Annotated in this window: 16 protein-coding genes; 10 read left to right on the forward strand and 6 right to left on the reverse strand. The window is 65.9% G+C overall.

The window, feature by feature from the left end:
• Positions 1-32: 32 nt before the first annotated feature.
• The 4 genes from JOF56_RS22590 to JOF56_RS22605 are packed head-to-tail and all read left to right on the forward strand — an operon-like array spanning position 33 to position 4311.
• On the forward strand, positions 33-2774 hold the full coding sequence (locus JOF56_RS22590; protein WP_307855213.1) for a sensor histidine kinase: 2742 nt from the start codon (positions 33-35) through the stop codon (positions 2772-2774).
• Positions 2771-3208 (forward strand): roadblock/LC7 domain-containing protein, encoded by a 438-nt coding sequence (locus tag JOF56_RS22595; protein ID WP_209641316.1) that lies wholly within the window; start codon positions 2771-2773, stop codon positions 3206-3208. The genes JOF56_RS22590 and JOF56_RS22595 overlap by 4 nt, the downstream gene beginning before the upstream one ends.
• A 7-nt stretch (positions 3209-3215) precedes the next feature.
• Positions 3216-3722 (forward strand): DUF742 domain-containing protein, encoded by a 507-nt coding sequence (locus JOF56_RS22600; RefSeq protein WP_209641319.1) that lies wholly within the window; start codon positions 3216-3218, stop codon positions 3720-3722.
• Positions 3703-4311, forward strand: coding sequence for a GTP-binding protein (locus tag JOF56_RS22605; RefSeq protein WP_372448081.1), 609 nt, complete (start codon positions 3703-3705; stop codon positions 4309-4311). The genes JOF56_RS22600 and JOF56_RS22605 overlap by 20 nt, the downstream gene beginning before the upstream one ends.
• Here JOF56_RS22605 and JOF56_RS22610 read toward each other — a convergent pair.
• Positions 4308-5117, reverse strand: a complete 810-nt coding sequence (locus tag JOF56_RS22610) for a putative antibiotic biosynthesis monooxygenase (protein WP_209641323.1) — start codon at positions 5115-5117, stop codon at positions 4308-4310. The two genes, JOF56_RS22605 and JOF56_RS22610, sit on opposite strands and share 4 nt — an antisense overlap.
• Positions 5114-5419 (reverse strand): hypothetical protein, encoded by a 306-nt coding sequence (locus JOF56_RS22615; protein ID WP_209641325.1) that lies wholly within the window; start codon positions 5417-5419, stop codon positions 5114-5116. The genes JOF56_RS22610 and JOF56_RS22615 overlap by 4 nt, the downstream gene beginning before the upstream one ends.
• 177 nt (positions 5420-5596) lie before the next feature.
• Between JOF56_RS22615 and JOF56_RS22620 the strand changes: the two genes are divergently transcribed.
• Positions 5597-6319: a hypothetical protein gene (locus tag JOF56_RS22620; RefSeq protein WP_209641327.1), complete on the forward strand. Its 723-nt coding sequence runs from the start codon at positions 5597-5599 to the stop codon at positions 6317-6319.
• A gap of 704 nt (positions 6320-7023) precedes the next feature.
• Here the strand turns inward: JOF56_RS22620 and JOF56_RS22625 are convergent.
• Complete coding sequence (locus JOF56_RS22625) at positions 7024-7785, reverse strand: maleylpyruvate isomerase family mycothiol-dependent enzyme (RefSeq protein WP_209641329.1); 762 nt, start codon at positions 7783-7785, stop codon at positions 7024-7026.
• Positions 7786-7948: 163 nt separating this feature from the next.
• On the opposite strand from JOF56_RS22625, the gene JOF56_RS22630 reads away from it, so the two are divergent.
• Both JOF56_RS22630 and JOF56_RS22635 read left to right on the forward strand, forming a co-directional pair.
• Positions 7949-9682, forward strand: coding sequence for a glycoside hydrolase family 5 protein (locus JOF56_RS22630; RefSeq protein ID WP_372448082.1), 1734 nt, complete (start codon positions 7949-7951; stop codon positions 9680-9682).
• Between the two features lie 12 nt (positions 9683-9694).
• Positions 9695-10615 (forward strand): isoaspartyl peptidase/L-asparaginase family protein, encoded by a 921-nt coding sequence (locus JOF56_RS22635; RefSeq protein ID WP_209641332.1) that lies wholly within the window; start codon positions 9695-9697, stop codon positions 10613-10615.
• Here JOF56_RS22635 and JOF56_RS22640 read toward each other — a convergent pair.
• On the reverse strand, positions 10602-12584 hold the full coding sequence (locus tag JOF56_RS22640; protein WP_209641334.1) for an elongation factor G: 1983 nt from the start codon (positions 12582-12584) through the stop codon (positions 10602-10604). The genes JOF56_RS22635 and JOF56_RS22640 overlap by 14 nt on opposite strands.
• Positions 12585-12789: 205 nt before the next feature.
• Between JOF56_RS22640 and JOF56_RS22645 the strand changes: the two genes are divergently transcribed.
• Together JOF56_RS22645 and JOF56_RS22650 are read left to right on the forward strand one after the other, a co-directional pair.
• On the forward strand, positions 12790-13851 hold the full coding sequence (locus tag JOF56_RS22645) for an HpcH/HpaI aldolase/citrate lyase family protein (protein ID WP_209641336.1): 1062 nt from the start codon (positions 12790-12792) through the stop codon (positions 13849-13851).
• A gap of 3 nt (positions 13852-13854) precedes the next feature.
• Positions 13855-14691: an HpcH/HpaI aldolase/citrate lyase family protein gene (locus tag JOF56_RS22650; RefSeq protein ID WP_209641338.1), complete on the forward strand. Its 837-nt coding sequence runs from the start codon at positions 13855-13857 to the stop codon at positions 14689-14691.
• Between the two features lie 126 nt (positions 14692-14817).
• Here JOF56_RS22650 and JOF56_RS22655 read toward each other — a convergent pair whose 3' ends face one another.
• Positions 14818-15642, reverse strand: a complete 825-nt coding sequence (locus JOF56_RS22655; RefSeq protein ID WP_209641340.1) for a glycerophosphodiester phosphodiesterase family protein — start codon at positions 15640-15642, stop codon at positions 14818-14820.
• A 105-nt stretch (positions 15643-15747) separates the two neighbouring features.
• Between JOF56_RS22655 and JOF56_RS22660 the strand changes: the two genes are divergently transcribed.
• Complete coding sequence (locus tag JOF56_RS22660) at positions 15748-16356, forward strand: histidine phosphatase family protein (protein ID WP_209641342.1); 609 nt, start codon at positions 15748-15750, stop codon at positions 16354-16356.
• On the opposite strand, the gene JOF56_RS22665 is transcribed toward JOF56_RS22660, so the two are convergent.
• Positions 16340-16966 carry a TetR/AcrR family transcriptional regulator gene (locus JOF56_RS22665; RefSeq protein ID WP_209641344.1) on the reverse strand — a complete coding sequence of 209 codons (627 nt, stop codon included), beginning with the start codon at positions 16964-16966 and terminating at the stop codon, positions 16340-16342. The two genes, JOF56_RS22660 and JOF56_RS22665, sit on opposite strands and share 17 nt — an antisense overlap.
• Positions 16967-17048: the final 82 nt, after the last annotated feature.

The raw sequence follows: 17048 nt of genomic DNA on the forward strand, positions 1-17048 counted from the left end.
AAGCGACTGCGCGCATTGGGAGTGTTTTGACAGTGACCAGCTCTTCACGGGCGCGGATACTGCGCTGGCGGGATTGGCACCTGCGCACCAAGCTCGCCGCGGTCACCCTGGTCCCGTTGGTGTTCGTCGTCGCGCTCGGCGCGGTGCAGATCCACGGCCAGGTGGCCCGCGCGGAGTCCTACCGCCGGGTGGACCGCCTGGTGGCGCTGTCCGACCAGCTTCGCCACACGATCGGCGGACTGCAGCAGGAACGCGCCGAGTCGGCCAGGCTGCTCGTGGCCGGCGTCGCGGATCCGGGCGCCGAGCTGCGGCAGGAGTACCAGGCCACCGACGTCAACTGGGCCGCGATGAGCCGTGCGGCCGAATCGGTCTCGTTCGTCACGCCGGTGGCCGTCGAGGCCGCCGACGAGGTCGGCGCGCAGATCGAGCCCCTGAGCCGGTTGCGCCGCCAGGTCTACGGCTCCCAATTGGACGGACGCGCGGCACTGACCCGGTACACCGAGGTCGTCGGTGTGATGCTGGCTCTGGACAGGGCGCTGGCGGGAGAGATCACCGACCCGGCGTTGTCGGGCACCGCGCACGCCCTGCACAACCTGCAGCTGGCCAATGAGGAGATCTACCTGCAGCAGGCGCTGGTCACCACCGGCATGGCCCGCGGCGTGCTCACCGTCGCGGACATGGGCCTGCTGCGCACCTCGCAGGCCAGGCTGCTTTCCAGGACCGCGGATTTCCGGGCCACCGCGAGCCGTCCGCAGCAGATCGTGTTCAACACCACCGTTTCCGGTGCCGGTGTCGACGCCCGTGACCGGATGCTGGACCAGTTGCTGCAACAGCCGGACACGCGTCCGTCCGAACCGGCGATCAACATGGCGGACTGGCAGACGAGCTCACAACTCACCACGGGTGCGGTGGCGACCGTCGCGGGCGAGCTCGGCCGTGAACTGAGCGCCGAGTCGGCGCGGCTGCAGAGAGAGGCCGGCAACGCCGCCGGGCTTGTCTCGGTCATCCTGTTCGCGGCGATGCTCCTCGCGGCGGCCGTGGTGATCATCGTCGGCCGCCAGCTCGTCGGCTCGCTGCGGATCCTGCGGCGCAGCGCGCTCGAGGTCGCCGACCACAGGCTGCCGGAGGCCGTCGCGGGGCTCAGGGCGGGTGCCCTGCTGCCGCCCGAAGTGGCGCCGGTCCCGGTGCACACCAAGGACGAACTCGGCCAGGTGGCGCGGGCGTTCGACGCGGTGCAGGATCAGGCGTTGCGGCTGGCCGCCGAGCAGGCGCACCTGCGGGCCAGCTACGGCGACGTGTTCGTCAACCTCTCACGCCGCAGCCAGGGCCTCGTCCAGCGTCAGCTGCACCTGCTGGACCGCCTCGAGCGCGACGAGGAGGACCCCGACCAGCTGGCAACCCTGTTCCAGCTGGACCACCTGGCCACGCGAATGCGCCGCAACAACGAGAACCTGATGGTGCTCTCGTCCGGCAGCGAGCTGGCGCGCCGGGCCGGGCCACCGGTCCAGCTCGCCGACCTGCTGCGGGCCGCCGTGTCGGAAATCGAGCAGTACCAACGAGTTGTCGTCCAGCCGCCGCCCTCGCTGACCGTGGTCGGATACGCCGCACGAGACCTCGTCCGGCTGACAGCCGAGCTGCTCGACAACGCGACCGCGTATTCCGCGCCCGAGACCAAGGTGACCATCTCCAGCAGGCTCGCCGATGACGGCACGGTGTCGGTCGACGTCCTCGACAGCGGCATCGGTATGCGGGAAGAGGAGATCGAGGAGGTCAACGCCCGGCTGGCGGAGGGCGGCCAGCTGGACGCGTCGGCTTCCCGGCGGATGGGCCTGTTCGTGGTCGGCAGGCTGGCGGGCCGGCACGGTGTGCGGGTGGAACTGCACGGCGGCAAGGACATCGCCGGCATCCGGGCCACCATGACCGTCCCGGTCGAGCTGATGGCGGCGGGCGAACCCGAGGAGCCGTACCGCAAGCCGCGCACCAACGGCCATACAGTGTCCACTTCGGACGTCGTAGGCAAGCTCACCGGCCGTGTCGTGCCCGCCGAACAGCCGACCCGTGGCGACCTGTTCGCCACGGCCGAGCAGGAGGTCACTACCGGCTGGTGGGAGCCGATCACGCCGGATACCGAGCCGCCGGCGGAACGCGGAATCCACGAGACCACCCCGATTTTCGACGAGATGATCTCCGCGTGGTTCACCGGTTCGGATACCGGCAAGCCGGTCGAGGACAGTCCGACCGAGACGTGGGAGTTCGCCGCCGACAAGGGTTTCCAGGCCGCGCAGGTGGTCGCCGAGGCGCCGTTGGGTGTCACCGCGGCGGGCCTGCCGCAGCGCGTGCCGCGGGAAAAGCTGGTCCCCGGCAGCATTTCCGACGCTGGGCCGAGGGTGGAGGCGCGGGGCAGGCAGGAGGCCGAGGCCTTGCGTGCGCGCCTCGGCGGCCTGCAGAACGGGCTGTCCCGGGCGCGCCTGCAACAAGGAGGTGACGCGTCGGCCGAACGTGTGATGTCGGTCGCGGACAAGGGTTTTCAAGCCGCCGAAGCGGTGACGAAGTCCCCCGAAGGTGTCACATCCGTGGGCTTGCCGCAGCGCGTCCCACGGGAGAAGCTCGTACCTGGGAGCATCGCCTCGCCGCCGGGATTCGGCGAAGGCCTGGTGCGGGGTGAACGGGGGGCCCAGGAGGTTCGGGGCCGGCTGGACGAGCTTCAGCGCGGACTGAGCAACGGCCGGCGCAGTCTGGCCGGCAACCAGAACGGACAGGAGAGCCCATCATGACCTCGCCCCAATCCCAGCCGCACCAGTTCGGCTGGCTGGTCAACGACTTCGCGGAGCGGGTCGCGGGTGTGGCGCACGCGGTCGTGGTGTCTGCTGACGGGCTGTTGCTCACCGCGTCCGCCCGGCTGCCGATCGACCGGGCCGACCAGCTGGCGGCGGTGGCGTCCGGGCTGGTAAGCCTGACCCACGGGGCTTCCCGGTGTTTCGAGGCGGGTCCGGTCAAGGAGACCGTGGTGGAGATGGAACGCGGGATCCTGCTGCTGATGTCGATCAGCGACGGGTCCTCGCTGGCCGTGCTGGCCTCGCCGGCCTGCGACATCGGCCAGATCGCGTACGAGATGACGATGCTGGTCGACCGCGTCGGCCAGATGCTCACCCCTGAACTGCGCGCTGCTCTTCAGGGGACGAGGGGGATGACCGGGGCAGCGGTGTGAGGACTCGATGACGATCCATGAGGACGCGCCGCCAGGTCCGACCTTCGCCGACGTCCTGAACGGGCTGACGTACGGCAAACGGGCTGGGGAGGGCATGGACGATTCACAACGCCCGGCGCCGGTCGCGCGCTCGGCCGCGGCGCCGCAACCGGTGCTGGTGGAGATGCCGCACGACGATCCGGCGATGGTCCGGCCGTACGCGATGACCGGCGGCCGCACCAGGGCCGACGGTGATCTGCGCGTGGAGGCGATGATCTCCACGTCACCGGCCGGGCAGGCCGAGGCCGAGCTGGCGGAGATCGAACACCGGTCGATCGCCCGGCTGTGCCGTACGCCCAAGTCCGTCGCCGAGATCTCGGCGGAACTGGACATGCCTTTGCAGGTAGCCAAGATCGTGCTCGGGGACATGGTCGCGACCGGACTGGTGGTCGTCCACCGGACGACCGGCTTGTCCGGCGGTTCATCACATCTAGCGCTGATGGAAAGGGTATTGGGTGGACTCCGCCGGCTATAGAACCGCGCAAGCACTTGTGCCGACCATGACGTCGGTGAAGATCGTCGTGGCGGGTGGTTTCGGTGCCGGCAAGACGACCTTCGTCGGATCGGTCTCCGAGATCATGCCGCTGACCACCGAGGCGGTGATGACCGAGGCCAGCATCGGCGTGGACGACGTGGAGGCGACGCCGGACAAGACGACCACGACCGTGGCGATGGACTTCGGCCGCGTTTCGCTGGACACGGACCTGATCCTGTACCTGTTCGGAACCCCTGGCCAGCAACGGTTCTGGTTCATGTGGGACGACCTGGTGCGAGGTGCGATCGGTGCCGTGGTGCTCGCCGACACCCGGCGGCTGGCCGACTCCTTCTCGCCCGTGGACTTCTTCGAGGAGCGCGGCCTGCCCTACATCGTGGGCCTCAACTGCTTCGACGGCGAACTCCACCACCGCGTCGAGGACGTCCGCCAGGCAATGGCCGTGGACAAGACCGTCCCGATAGTCCGCTGCGACGCCCGCGACCGCGAGTCGACCAAACAAACACTGATCACACTCGTCGAGTACTCGGTGGAGCAATGGATAGCCGCGAACGGAGTCCCAGCGCACTAACCGGGCGGGTCGCTCTCGTCTTCATAGATGTCCAGCGTCCCGCGGAAGTTGATTCGCTCGGTGCGAGACCTCATATCCAGCCGGTCGCGCGCTGAACGAACCGTGGGTGAGTGCCGTCCAGGCGTGGGCTTCGGGCGATAGTTGTCGGGGATCGTCGGCAGCCGGAAAAGGTCGCCTGGGATCGAGGTCGCCCATCCCGATTTCATCTGAGTGATACCGGCGAGTTCGTTCGAGCCCAACGGGCGTGATCTCGCCGCGGCGATCGAGCGCGCTCGCAGAAATGTCAGCGCCAGCCTGGCGAGCGCGGGAAGCGCGATCCACGACATCGAAACGCTGACGATCACGCACAGAGCTGCCGTCTGCGCGATGACGGTCAGGTCCGGCACCTGCTGGACGATCATGACGTTGGTACCGAGCACGACGGGAAATGTGGCGGCCAGGTTGACCGCGGCCATTTTCCAGCGCGGAACACCGAGTTTCAGGACGGTATGTGCTGGAGCGAACAGGTTCCGCGGTATTCGCGTACTGAACAGCGCCTGCTGCGGCGCGAACTTCCCCGCCAGGGAAATCCATTGCCGGTGTGACGATGATTTCCGCCATCGCCTGGCCGACTGGACACTGTCGAACTGCACCGCGATATTCCAGCCCGTCCCGCCAGGCGAAGGCGGCGATACATACGAGGTGAGATACCCCCGCGCCTGGGACGCCGCCGCGATCAGCCCTTTGCTCGCGACAAGGAACCCCTCGATCATGTCCAACGGCACATGGTGTGCGCTCTCAAGCAGAACAGGCTTCCTGGGCTTCATCGGCTCGAGACCTCAGTCGGGAGCTTGCGCAGTCCGTCGAGCACGCGCTGCATGAGGGCGATGTCCGGTTGCTCGAAGCGGAGGCCGGCAAGCGGAGGCTGTGCGGGCTGCTCCACCACGGGACCGCGGGCAGCGGGAACAGGCACCGTGTCCGGGGCCTCGTGTGTTTCTGGAGGCGGGTTCGTTTCCCTGCTGCGCTGACGCGGTATGTCGCTTTTGGCCTGTGCCGTCACCAACCAGCAGATGGACAGGAGAAGGGACATAGAGACCGCGACGACTGCCTGCCACGCCAGGACGCTCATGCAGTGCACCGGCTGGGGTCCGCGGTTGCGTTGCCAATGATGTGAGCGGAGGTCAGATCGGGCTTCCAGCATGTCATCCGCACCCCCGGCCGCTCAGCTCCCATGATCCCCTCAATACCCATACGACGCTATGGCGCCGTAGGTTCATGACCTCGCGAGAAGCTACCGTGGTCCGCCGTGACCCCACCGATCGTCGTGGACACCCTCACATTCAACGATGACACCGATTTCGAAGCACTGACGGCCGAAATACTGAGCGGCGGAGGCGGCGTCGGCTCGAACAGAGGCGACAGCCACCCCCTCGACTGGATCAACCGCGCATACAACCAAGTGAAGCCAACGCCATACGCCTGCCGCCTCGCCCAGGGAGTCGCGAGCTGCCTCACCGCCGCCAACCCCAGAATCCGCGCCCAGGCCTTGGTGTTCTTCCAAACACACCCATCCGCCTGCGGAGCCGACCGCATAACCACCCTGGCAGCAGGCAACCGCGACTTGTTCAGAGCAATCGACGACCCAATACACCCAGGCACCGATCTGGAATGGCAACTACTGACAGCACTCGCCGCCCAAATCGAAGCCCACAACACCGACGCCCTCACTCTGGCCCGCACCGACGCCCTCCACCCAGGCAAGGCAGCCCCTCTGATCGCCTCCCTGATCGCAGCCGACCCAACCTGGACATTCGCCAACGCAGAAAAGATCGTCCAGGCCACCCCGGAAGCCGGCGCCACAATCCTCATCCAGGCCCAAACCGGCAACCACGACATAATCTCCCTAGCCCAGCGCATAACCCCCTTATGCCACAACGAGCCCCGTTTCAAACTCGACATATCCCGATTCATCACCAACCCAACCACCCGCCAAAAAATCCTCGACACATTCACCCAATCCCCCGATTGACACCGACACCCCGCCATTCAGACGGGCAGTCCTAGCCAGGCCCGGTCAGCGCCCCGAGCGGAGAGCAAGCCCGGTTACCGAGTTTGAAGGTCTGGCGTGCCCGGTCAGCGCCCCCGGACGCAAACGAGCCCGGTTACCGAACCCCAACAACGAAAAGCGCGTCAGCGCAGCAGACTTGTGTCCTGAGTGTCCTTACCCTCGGTCGGCCTGGGCGGAGCCTGATCACATAAGTCCAGGGGCACCGCAGCACAGCGGCGACCAACCCGAGCCCGGCGCGGCCCCAGCGAAACCCGACCCAAAACCGGAGTCACCTTTCAGCGAAAAGCACCTCATAGTCGGGAGGCGCCGGCGGTCGGAAGCGTGCGGTGTCCTGGGCTTGTGTGGTTACCCTGGGGCGGGCCGATCGAGGGTGGGGGCGCGAACCGCTCTTCCGTCCTCATCTGAGGGAGGTTTGCCCGCCCGGCAGGGCACAATCTCTCCAAAGAAAAAGAGCCGCAATCACCAGCGCCCAAGCCCCACGAACTCCAACCCACCAGGCGATACCCAACTCCGCCCCTACACAAGAAGGCAGCCCCCGCCACTCCCAGGGGGGCGTCCCTGCTCCAGTCTACCGGGGGAGTGTGATCAACAAAGGGGAAGAAGCGACCTGTGGACAACGAGATTTGCGAGTGGAGCCGTTCGTACGAAACCCCCGGCTGAAGCGGCTACACGGGCGGGACGAGAGTGAAGTAGCGGTCGAGAACCTCCCTGTCGCCGGTGATGTCGAAGTGGTCGGCCGGGACACGCTGCCAGAGGAACAACATCAGGTCGGAAGCTGTGCCAAGAAGTTCGACATCGCCTGAGCCGTCGACGAGCTGTACGTCATCGCCGGAGAACTGGACTGTCCGGCTGATTGTGCCGTCGGTGAAGCGGAACCGTTCACCTTGGCCGGCCGGAGCCTTCTGCCGTGCTCGCCGGAACGGTGCCATGACGGTGAAGGTCTGTTCGATGGCGCTTCGCGCGAGTTCGTGGTCAATCGGCTGATTGTTGGCGTCCCAGCGGTGGACGGCGGCCTCGATGGTCTGCATCTCCAGCCAGAACCCGGCTGTCTGCTCTCGCGACCACGTCCACACGGGCGTGTCCGATGCTGTGGTGGCGAACAGTTCCGCCAGTTCGGCCGCTCCTTCGGCGAACCAGTCGATCAGTCCCGCGGGCATGAGCCCCAGGTTCGGAGCGGTGTCCGGCATCGGCCATCCCTCGGTATCCGCGGGAAGCCGCATGTAGCTGATCTCCATGGGATCCGGCGGCACAGTGGCTCTCGTGGAGATGAGGCGGATTACGTACCGCTGCACGCCGCCGAGGTGCGCGACCAGATCCGAGGTCGACCACCCCGGGCAGGACGCGATCAACGGCGCGTCCCCCGGCACCTGACGTACTGCTGCTTCGAACTCGAGGATCTCACGACGGAAGTGCGCAAGGTAATCCATGGTGTTCACTCTGGCAGAGGGACCCGGTTCGCTCGATCGGGTGATGGGTCGATAGCGTCCGCTTGTGAGAACTGTTCGCGTATTGGTCGCGTTCACGCTGTGCTCAGGAATTGCTCTGATTCCGCCACAGACAGCTACGGCAGACCCGGATTGGGCTGGTCCGTTGAGCACGCGCGGCCGCTACATAGTCGACGTGAGCGGTGAACGCTTCAAACTGAAGTCGGGCAACTGGCACGGGGCGAGCGGCACCTGGACGGGCTCCGGCGATATCGACGACCCGGCGAATCACCACGCGGGCGAGAAGGCCGACCAGATCCCGCTCGGTCTCACCCGCACGAAGCTGAACACCGTCATCGACGGTTTCATCGAACTGGGGCTCAACAGCATCCGGTTGCCGTTCTCCAACCAGATGATCCACGACACGACCCCGGTGACCAGCCCGGTCGATCCGGAACTGCGCGGCCGGACTCCGCTGCAGATCTATGACGCGGTCGTGCAGCGGCTGACCGCGCGTGGTTTCGCGGTGATCCTCAACAACCACACGACCACTTCCCGTTGGTGTTGTGGCGTGGACGGCAACGAGCGCTGGAACACGAGCCAAACAGCCCAGCAATGGGAAGAAGACTGGCTGTTCATGGCGCGCCGGTATGCGAGCAACAAACGCGTTGTGGGCGCCGACCTCTACAACGAGGTTCGCCGCACCATTCTGGACGATCCGAACTGGGGCTGGGGCAACGAACACGACTGGCAGCTGGCGAGCCAGCGGGCCGCCGACCGCATTCTCACCGAGGCCAACCCGGACCTGCTGATCTTCGTCGAAGGCATCAACTGGACCGGCATCCCGGTTGACGGCCTGCCGCATGGCCGGCCGACCCTCGAGCCGGTCCGCACGCTTTCCCACACCCTGGTGGAGTCCGGAAAGCTTGTCTATTCCGCGCATTTCTACGGTTACACCGGCCCGAACCACACTGGGGCGACTGGTGCTGGCGAGACGCACGACCCGAGGTATCAGGACCTCAGTCCGCAGCAGCTGCGCGATGTGCTTTACCGCCAGGCTTTCTACGTCTCCGCCGAAACCGGGAACCACTTCACCGCGCCGGTGTGGATCAGCGAGTTCGGGGTCGGCGGGCGGGACAACAACGACCCGAAATCCAGGGCGTGGTTCGAGACGTTCGTCGACTATCTCATTGAGACGGACGCGGACTTCGCCTACTGGCCGCTGGTCGGTTTCCACACCGCACGCGCCGGCAACGGTTGGGGCCTGCTGCATTGGGACGCCGCCGGGCAGCGCATGGGCCTCTACGACGGCGACGACTGGCGAGCAGGAGCTTGGCGTCGGCTGATCAACGCGCCGGCCAAGCCTGCCACCAGCGCTGAACGCTGGTCGATGCTTACCCTGGACCACAGCGACTTCCAGCAGTCTCGCACGATCCGGCAACACCCGGATTGGGACATCGGTGCCCGCAAGGGCGTCTGCCCGGACGGGCAACGGCTGATCGGCCTGAGCCACACCGGAAATCGCGGTTTGTGCACGGGAGCTTCGCACGCGCCGACCGGATTCACCCCGGTCCGTTCCGAGACCTATGTGGACACTGACTGGGCGAGTGGGTACACCAAGGTGCAGTGCCCGCCGAACTATTCCGCAGTCGGTTACGGAGTGCGAGGCTCGGCATTCTCGTCGGTGCTGTGTGCACGTTCGCCGGTCCCGCTCGGCAAAACCGGCCGGACGGTGTGGTTCGACCGTCAGGACAACCGGGCGCCGGGTGGCGGCGAGTTCGCGTATGGCCATTACAAGGGGCAATGCGCCACTGACGAGTACATTGCCGGCGTCGCCTACACCGGCCGGTTCGGCTCAGGCCGTACTCCCGACGCGTTGCTCTGCCGCAAGATTGTGTGAGTCAATCGCAGGATGGAACCGAATGTCATCCTGGCAGTACACGGCGGTGCCGGTAACGGGCTGATTCGCGCGGACACCTCGCCCGAGCTGGAACAGGCCTATCGGGACGGACTCGCTTCGGCTTTGCGTGCCGGCGAGCAGATTCTGCGCAGCGGTGGCACGAGTGTGACCGCGGTCGAGGTCGCTGTATGTGCACTCGAGGACGACGAACTGTTCAACGCCGGCAAAGGCTCGGTGTTCATTGAGGACGGTGGACATCAGCTGGACGCGTCGATCATGCGGGGCACTGATCTGGCTGCCGGTGCTGTCGCCGGTTTGCGGAATGTGCGCAACCCGATTTCGGCGGCGCGTCTGGTCATGGAGTCCACACAATGGGTTCTGCTCGCTGGCGAAGGTGCTGAGGATCTCGCTATTCGAAACGGACTGGCGACGGTCACCCAGGATTACTTCTGGACTCAACGCCGTTGGGACCAGCTGATGGACGCCAAGAATCCCGATACCCCGCAACAGGCTGAATACAGCACTGTCGGCGCGGTCGCGGTGGACCGCAATCGTGACCTGGCCGCCGCGACATCAACCGGCGGGATGAACAACAAAGTCCTCGGGCGTGTGGGGGATTCGCCGATCATCGGCGCGGGGACGTACGCCAGGAATGACACCCTGGCCGTCAGCGCGACCGGCCTGGGTGAGGTGTTCATTCGTGGCGCCGCGGCGAGCACGATTTCCAATCTGATCGAGTTCGGCGGAAGAGACCTGGTCACGGCTGTGCACGAGGTCGTTATGGAGCGTTTGCCCGCACTGGGTGGAACAGGTGGCGTGGTCGCCCTCAACCGTGATGGCGTATTCACCGCGCCGCACAGCACTCCTGGGCTGCTGCACGGTTACCTCACGGCCGAGGGCACCATTGTGACCAAGGTCTTCACCGACGAGTGAACTGCAGATACTCCTTGCGATTCAATGGGTTTCGGTCGGTTCGCGACCTGCCCGGCGGCGTGTCGCGAACCGGTTCGTAGTGGTCGAAAGCGCATTCCAGCACGCCTTCACCGCGGGTCAACGACGGCAGTAGCCGGTCCAGTTCGTGCACCCGGGCGGCCGGGATGTCGCCTTCCAGCCGGCAGACCGAGCCACGTATTTCCGAGGTGAGCGGAATTCCCCGCAACCGCACCAGAATCGGCTGCACAGTGCCGATCGTGTCCGCCGGGATCTCCAGGTGGAACCGGTGCATGGGTTCGTGCACCACGGTTCCGGCCTGCCGCAGGGCATCCATCAGCACCAGCGGCGTCAGGTACCGGAAATCCCCGGCCGTGCTCGACATGGACTTGTCGAATGTCGCGTGGGAATGGCTTTGCCTTGCCCAGTAACCCGAATGTGTCATCGTGACCACACAGTCGAGGACCTGCCAGCCGTGAATTCCCTGCAGCAGCGTCTCTTTCACGGTCTGTTCAACGGCCTTGAAGAACGCGTACGGCATCGACCCGAGTTCGACACCGAGCCGGAACTGGACTCCTGACCCTGCCGGCGCCGGATCGACTCGCAGTCCGACCGTTGCCAGGTAAGGGTTGTCGCCCTTGTCGATGATCTCGAGCGCGGCCCCGGACCCGGCCGGCTGTTCGATACAGATCGTCGTGGTCTCCTGGCAGGTCACCGCGATGCCGAATTCGTCGGCCAGGGTGGCCTCGATGACTTCTTTCTGCACTTCACCGTAGAGCGAGACCGAGATCTCCTGGCGGATCTCGTCCTGCCGCAGATTGATCAGCGGATCCTGCTCAGCCAGTTGTGTGAGGGCCACGTGCAGGGCACCTTTGTCCTCCGGGCGGACCGGGACGATTACGGTTTCCAGCGTCGGCGGAGAGAAATTGTGCTGCCTGCCAAGCGGTGGCGGTACCCCGATCGTGTCACCGATCTGAATGTCCGCGAGGCCCCAGATCTTGCCGATCTGACCGGCCTTCACCGACATGCGGCGGACTGCCGGACCGCGGTCGAAAACGCTGATCGCGGTGACTTTTCCCTCTTTGCCGCCCTGGAACCGCAGCTTTTCACGTGTCCGCACGACGCCGGAGAACATCCGGACGTACGCGATCTTCTCCCCGGCCGCACCGCGCTCGACCTTGAAGACAGTGCCTGAGCCGGGACCGTCCACAGTGCCCTCGGCAGCGGGCAGCAGCTGGGTGATCCCGGCCATCAGCGAGTCCAGTCCGGCACCCGTGATGGCCGATCCGAAGAAGACCGGATGTGTCCTGGCTCTTTTGGTCTGCTCAGCCAAAGCCGTGCGCAGCCGATCGTAGGAAACGGCTGACGGGTCGTGGACGTACGCGGCGAGCAGCGCGTCGTCATACTCGGCGAGCACATCGACCAAATGAGAGATGAAACCAGCATCCGCGGCGTCAAAAGGAGTACTTCGCGCGCCGCGAGTGCCGATTTCGCTGACCGAGCCCATCGCGACGATGGCCGGGGTCAGTCTGGAGGAAATGCTTTCCAGCAGGGATTCGTACCGTGCCCCGCTGCGGTCTGTTTTGTTCACGAATATCAAGGTGGGAATGCGTAGCCTGCGCAGGGCGCGCATCAGCACCCGGGTCTGGGCCTGGACGCCTTCCACTGCGGAGATCACCAGGACAGCCCCGTCGAGGACGCTCAGGGAGCGTTCCACCTCGGCGATGAAGTCCGGGTGCCCGGGCGTGTCGATCAGGTTGACGGTGACGTCGCCGACCACAAACGACACCACAGCCGATTTGATCGTGATGCCGCGTTGCCGTTCCAGCGCCAGGGAATCGGTCTGTGTACTGCCGTCGTCGACGCTGCCGATCTCGTCGATGACACCGGCGGCGTGCAACAGCCGCTCGGTGAGGCTGGTTTTACCAGCGTCGATGTGCGCCAGAATGCCCAAGTTGAGCGTGCGTGACAAGCTTCATGTCCTCTGGATAGGCGTCAGTTCCTTTCTGGATGGACATGAACGCGAGTCGCACTCTGCTCTCCTAAGTCGGGCCGATCTGCGAGCCAGTTGACCAGAGGCCGTACTCGGGCGGCAACCGAATTTTGTGACGCGAGTCGCGAGCACAGCCCGTGCAGCCGGGTTACTCTCCGGTCAAGTCGAGGATGTGGAGGTCAGCATGCGTTCGCCGAAGGACTTCTTCCGGCCCCTGGCGCTGGGTGCGCCGCAGCCGGTGCGGGAGATTCCGTTCCGCCCTTCGCGTGCGCTGCACTTCTTCGACCCGGGCAACCCCAAGATGGCGGCCAAGGTGCCTGACCTGGCAGGTCAGGTGGACGTGCTGGTCGGCAACCTGGAGGACGCCGTCCCGGCCGACCGCAAGGAGGCCGCGCGGGCCGGGCTGGTGCAGATCGGCAAGAGCACCGAGTTCGGCCAGGCGCAGCTGTGGACCAGGATGAACAGCCTGGACTCGCCGTGGGCGCTGGACGACCTGCTCACGCTCGTCCCGGAGATCGGCGACAAGCTCGACGTGGTGATCGTGCCGAAGGTCGAGGGCGCGCAGGACATCCACTACGTCGACCGGCTGCTGGCCCAGTTGGAGGCCAAGGCGGGCCTTCAGCGGCCGATCCTGGTGCACGCCATCCTGGAGACCGCGACCGGTGTGGCCAATGTGGAGGAGATCGCCGCCGCATCACCGCGTATGCAGGGCATGTCGTTGGGCCCGGCGGATCTCGCGGCCAGCAGGCGGATGAAGACAACCAGGGTCGGCGGCGGGCACCCGGGCTACCTGGTGCGTACCGACCCGGTCGGTGAGGACATCACGGTCGGCAGGCAGACCTTCCAGCAGGATCTGTGGCACTACACAGTGGCGCGGATGGTCGACGCGTGCGCGGCGAACGGAATCCTGCCGTACTACGGGCCGTTCGGTGACATCCGGGACACAGTTGGCTGCGAAGACCAGTTCCGCAACGCGTTCCTGCTGGGCTGCGTGGGTGCGTGGAGCCTGCACCCGGCCCAGATCAAGATCGCCAAGAAGGTCTTCTCCCCGGCGCCGGAGGACGTGGCCTGGGCCCGCCGGGTCATCAGGGAGATGGGCGACGGCACCGGAACCGTGATGATCGACGGCAAGATGCAGGACGACGCTACGGTGAAGCAGTGTCGCGTCGTGGCGGAGCTGGCCGACCAGCTCGCTGCTCGTGACCCCGAGCTTGCCGAGGCCTACGCGGCTGCTGAGAAAGGCTGAATCATGCGTCGATCCGTGCTGTACATGCCAGGTGCGAACGAACGCGCGCTGGAGAAGGCGAAAACTCTGGCCGCCGACGCGCTGATCTTGGACCTCGAGGACGCCGTCGCACCGGATTCCAAAGTGGAGGCACGCAAACGCGTCTGCGAGGCGGCAGCCTCAGGCGAGTACGGCAAACGCGAAATCACCATCCGTGTCAACGGTTTCGGCACACAGTGGCACGCCGACGACCTACGCGCCGCAGCCGAGGCAGGCCCCGACGCCGTGGTCGTCCCCAAGGTCAACTCGGCCGCCGAGGTCCACGCGATCGAACGCGCCCTCGAAGCCGGTGGCGCACCGGACAAAACCACGATCTGGGCCATGGTCGAAACCCCGATCGCCATGCTGCACGCCCACGACATAGCCAGCGCCAGCGACAGGCTGTCGGTGCTGGTGATGGGCACCAACGACCTGGCGAAAGAGTTGCACGCCGACCACATCCCCGGCCGCGCCCCCCTGCTGGGCGGCCTCTCCCTCTGCCTGCTCGCCGCCCGGGCGGCCGGCAAGGACATCCTCGACGGCGTCTTCAACGACGTGAAGAACGCCGAGGGCTTCGAAGCAGAGTGCCTGCAGGGCAAGCAATTCGGCTTCGACGGCAAAACCCTGATCCACCCAGGCCAGATCGACCCGTGCAACCGGATCTTCGCCCCCTCACCCGAAGAGATCGAATACTCCCGCCGCATCATCGAAGCCTTCGAATCAGCCGGCCGCGGCGTGGTGACCGTGGACGGCCGAATGATCGAAAACCTCCACGTCGAGAGCGCCCGCCGAATCCTCGCCATAGCCGAGGCCCTCGACTAGGCCCGCCCGTCCGCCAAGATCAACGCCCCTGTCAGACCCTCCCGATACTTTGGCCTGACAGGGAGACCATCGAATGGCGGTTATGTCGCTCAGCGAGCCAGGCCCTTCGGACGCCGCACGTCAGCTTCAGGCGGTGCAGCGGCCGTTGAGCCAGGTCCGCATCTGCTGGGGCCAACTGGTGGCCATGCGCCGGGGACCCTTGGCCAGGGCGGTTTGCCAGGACGCCTGATTGCCCGTCCACGACGGCACGGGCTCCTCCCAGGCGACGGTGTCCGGCCAGACCGGCCGCTGTGGTCCGTTCGCGATGACCGTTGCCAGACCGGCGTTGGTGAAGCGTGTGGTGAGCTCGGGCGCCAGCGCCGAGTCGTGGGTGTAGACCATGATCTCCTGGGACGCGATGCGTTCCCGGATCGGGTTGATCACCTCGGCCCAGCCGGTGTTCCTGATCGCCGCGTCCGAGTTGAGAAGTGACTGCTTGGCCTCGCCCTTGACCTCGACAAGCGGGACCATGCCGATTCTCTTTGCGTCGTCGAGGAACTGGCGGAACGTGTGGACGCGCTCGCCCTTGTACGGCCCGACCTCGATGGTGCGGCCGTTCAGCTTGTCGCTTCCGGAGTCCCACCACAGCGTGTTGATGTCAGCCTTGGAGCCGGTCAGCCGGAGCGTGGACGTGTTGTGCCACATGACAGCCTTGGTGCCGTTCTTGGTCAGCTGCAGATCGGCCTCGACACCGGTCGCGCCCTTGTTCTTGTAGTCCTGTAACGCGGTCGGATTGTTGGGCTGCCTTACCTGGTCGCGTTCCCAAGCGTTGGCTCCAGTCGGATAACCGCCGTGCGCGAACACTGCGGGACACGCAGGCAGAACACTTTCCTGCGCCGCAGCAGGTACAGCGAGTGCGGGCAGCAGAGCGGCGACGAGCGCGAACCGAGCCGTTGCCGAGCGCGAGACCATAAGGCGTCCTTCCCTTCGACTGACTACCTGATGGGAAAATACAAGATCACTCAGCGCGGTTGTCGTGGAACCGGTCCACGGATACGTTCGATCCCAGGGGGAACAGTGACGCGAGTCTGGCTGATCCGGCACGGTGAAAGCGAGTCGAACATCGGTCGCACGTCAGCCGAGCCTGCGATGATCCCGTTGACCGAGTTCGGCCGGCAGCAGGCACAGCAGGTCACTTTGGCGTTCGCCAGGCCGCCCGCGTTGATCGTCACATCGCCGTACCTGCGTGCTCGGCAGACCGCGCAGCCGACGGTCGAGCGGTTCCCGGACGTGCCCTACGAGCAGTGGCCGGTACAGGAGTTCACGTATCTCGGCGAGTTGCACGGTAAGGCCACCACAGCCAAGGAACGCGAGCCTTTTGTCCGGGCGTACTGGGACCGGGGCGATCCGGGCTTCGCTCTCGGTGGTGCCGAATCGTTCAACGATCTACGCGGCCGCGTCCAGGACCTGCTGGACCGGTTGAGCCAGACACCGAAGGGTCCGGTCGCGGTGTTCACACACGGTCATTTCATGCGGGCAATGGTGTGGACGGTGCTGTCCGGCGGCAGCATGCAGGATTTCCGCAGGTTTGCCGAAAGCTACATCGTGCCGAACTGTGGTGTGATCGAACTGCGCTTTCCCGGACCGCGGCTGATTGGCGCTGCCCGGCTCAACCCACTGTGGTGAGTAGAGCGGAAAGGCCATGTAAGAACGAATCCAGGGCGAGTTCGAACGAGCCCTGGTCGATCTCGTCGGCGTGCTCGGCGAGGCGATGGGCCTGGCTGAGGTTGGGGTAGCGGTCGAGGTAGACCTTGACGTCGTCTTCGAAGCCGCGGGAGAACGAGCCGATCGCGGCGCCGAGCACGAGGTACTTGGTGGATGCGCCGATCATGGTCGCGTAGCGCGGTGGCCAGCCGGCTCGGACGAGGCCGCCGTGGACCGCGTCGGCGACTCGGAGGGCGGCGTCGCGGCGGGCTGGGCCGGCGGCGAGGAACGGCACGATGTTGGGGTGCGCGGCCAGGGCGGCGCGGTATGACCTAGCCCACGTCCGGATGCCGGTCTGCCAGTCGGCGGCGCCGAAATCGCTGACGTCGACGCCCGCCATGATCTCGTCGCAGACGTCGTCGAGCAGGGCGTCCTTCGTCGGGAAATGGCTGTACAGGGAGGGTGCCTGGACGCCGAGTTCGCCGGCGAGCCGGCGCATGGACAGGCCGGGCAGCCCGTCGCGGTCGATGATCTCCAGCGCGGCGGCCCTGATGCGCTCCCGGCTCAGGATCGGGGTGCTCGGCCGTGGCATCTGCGTCCTTCCAGAGTTATGCTTCGACTATACCTAACACCGTATGGTTTTCCTGCTCGCAGGGCCCGTGACCTGCTCGCAG

Source organism: Kibdelosporangium banguiense (assembly GCF_017876405.1).
In the GTDB taxonomy this organism is placed as follows: domain Bacteria; phylum Actinomycetota; class Actinomycetes; order Mycobacteriales; family Pseudonocardiaceae; genus Kibdelosporangium; species Kibdelosporangium banguiense.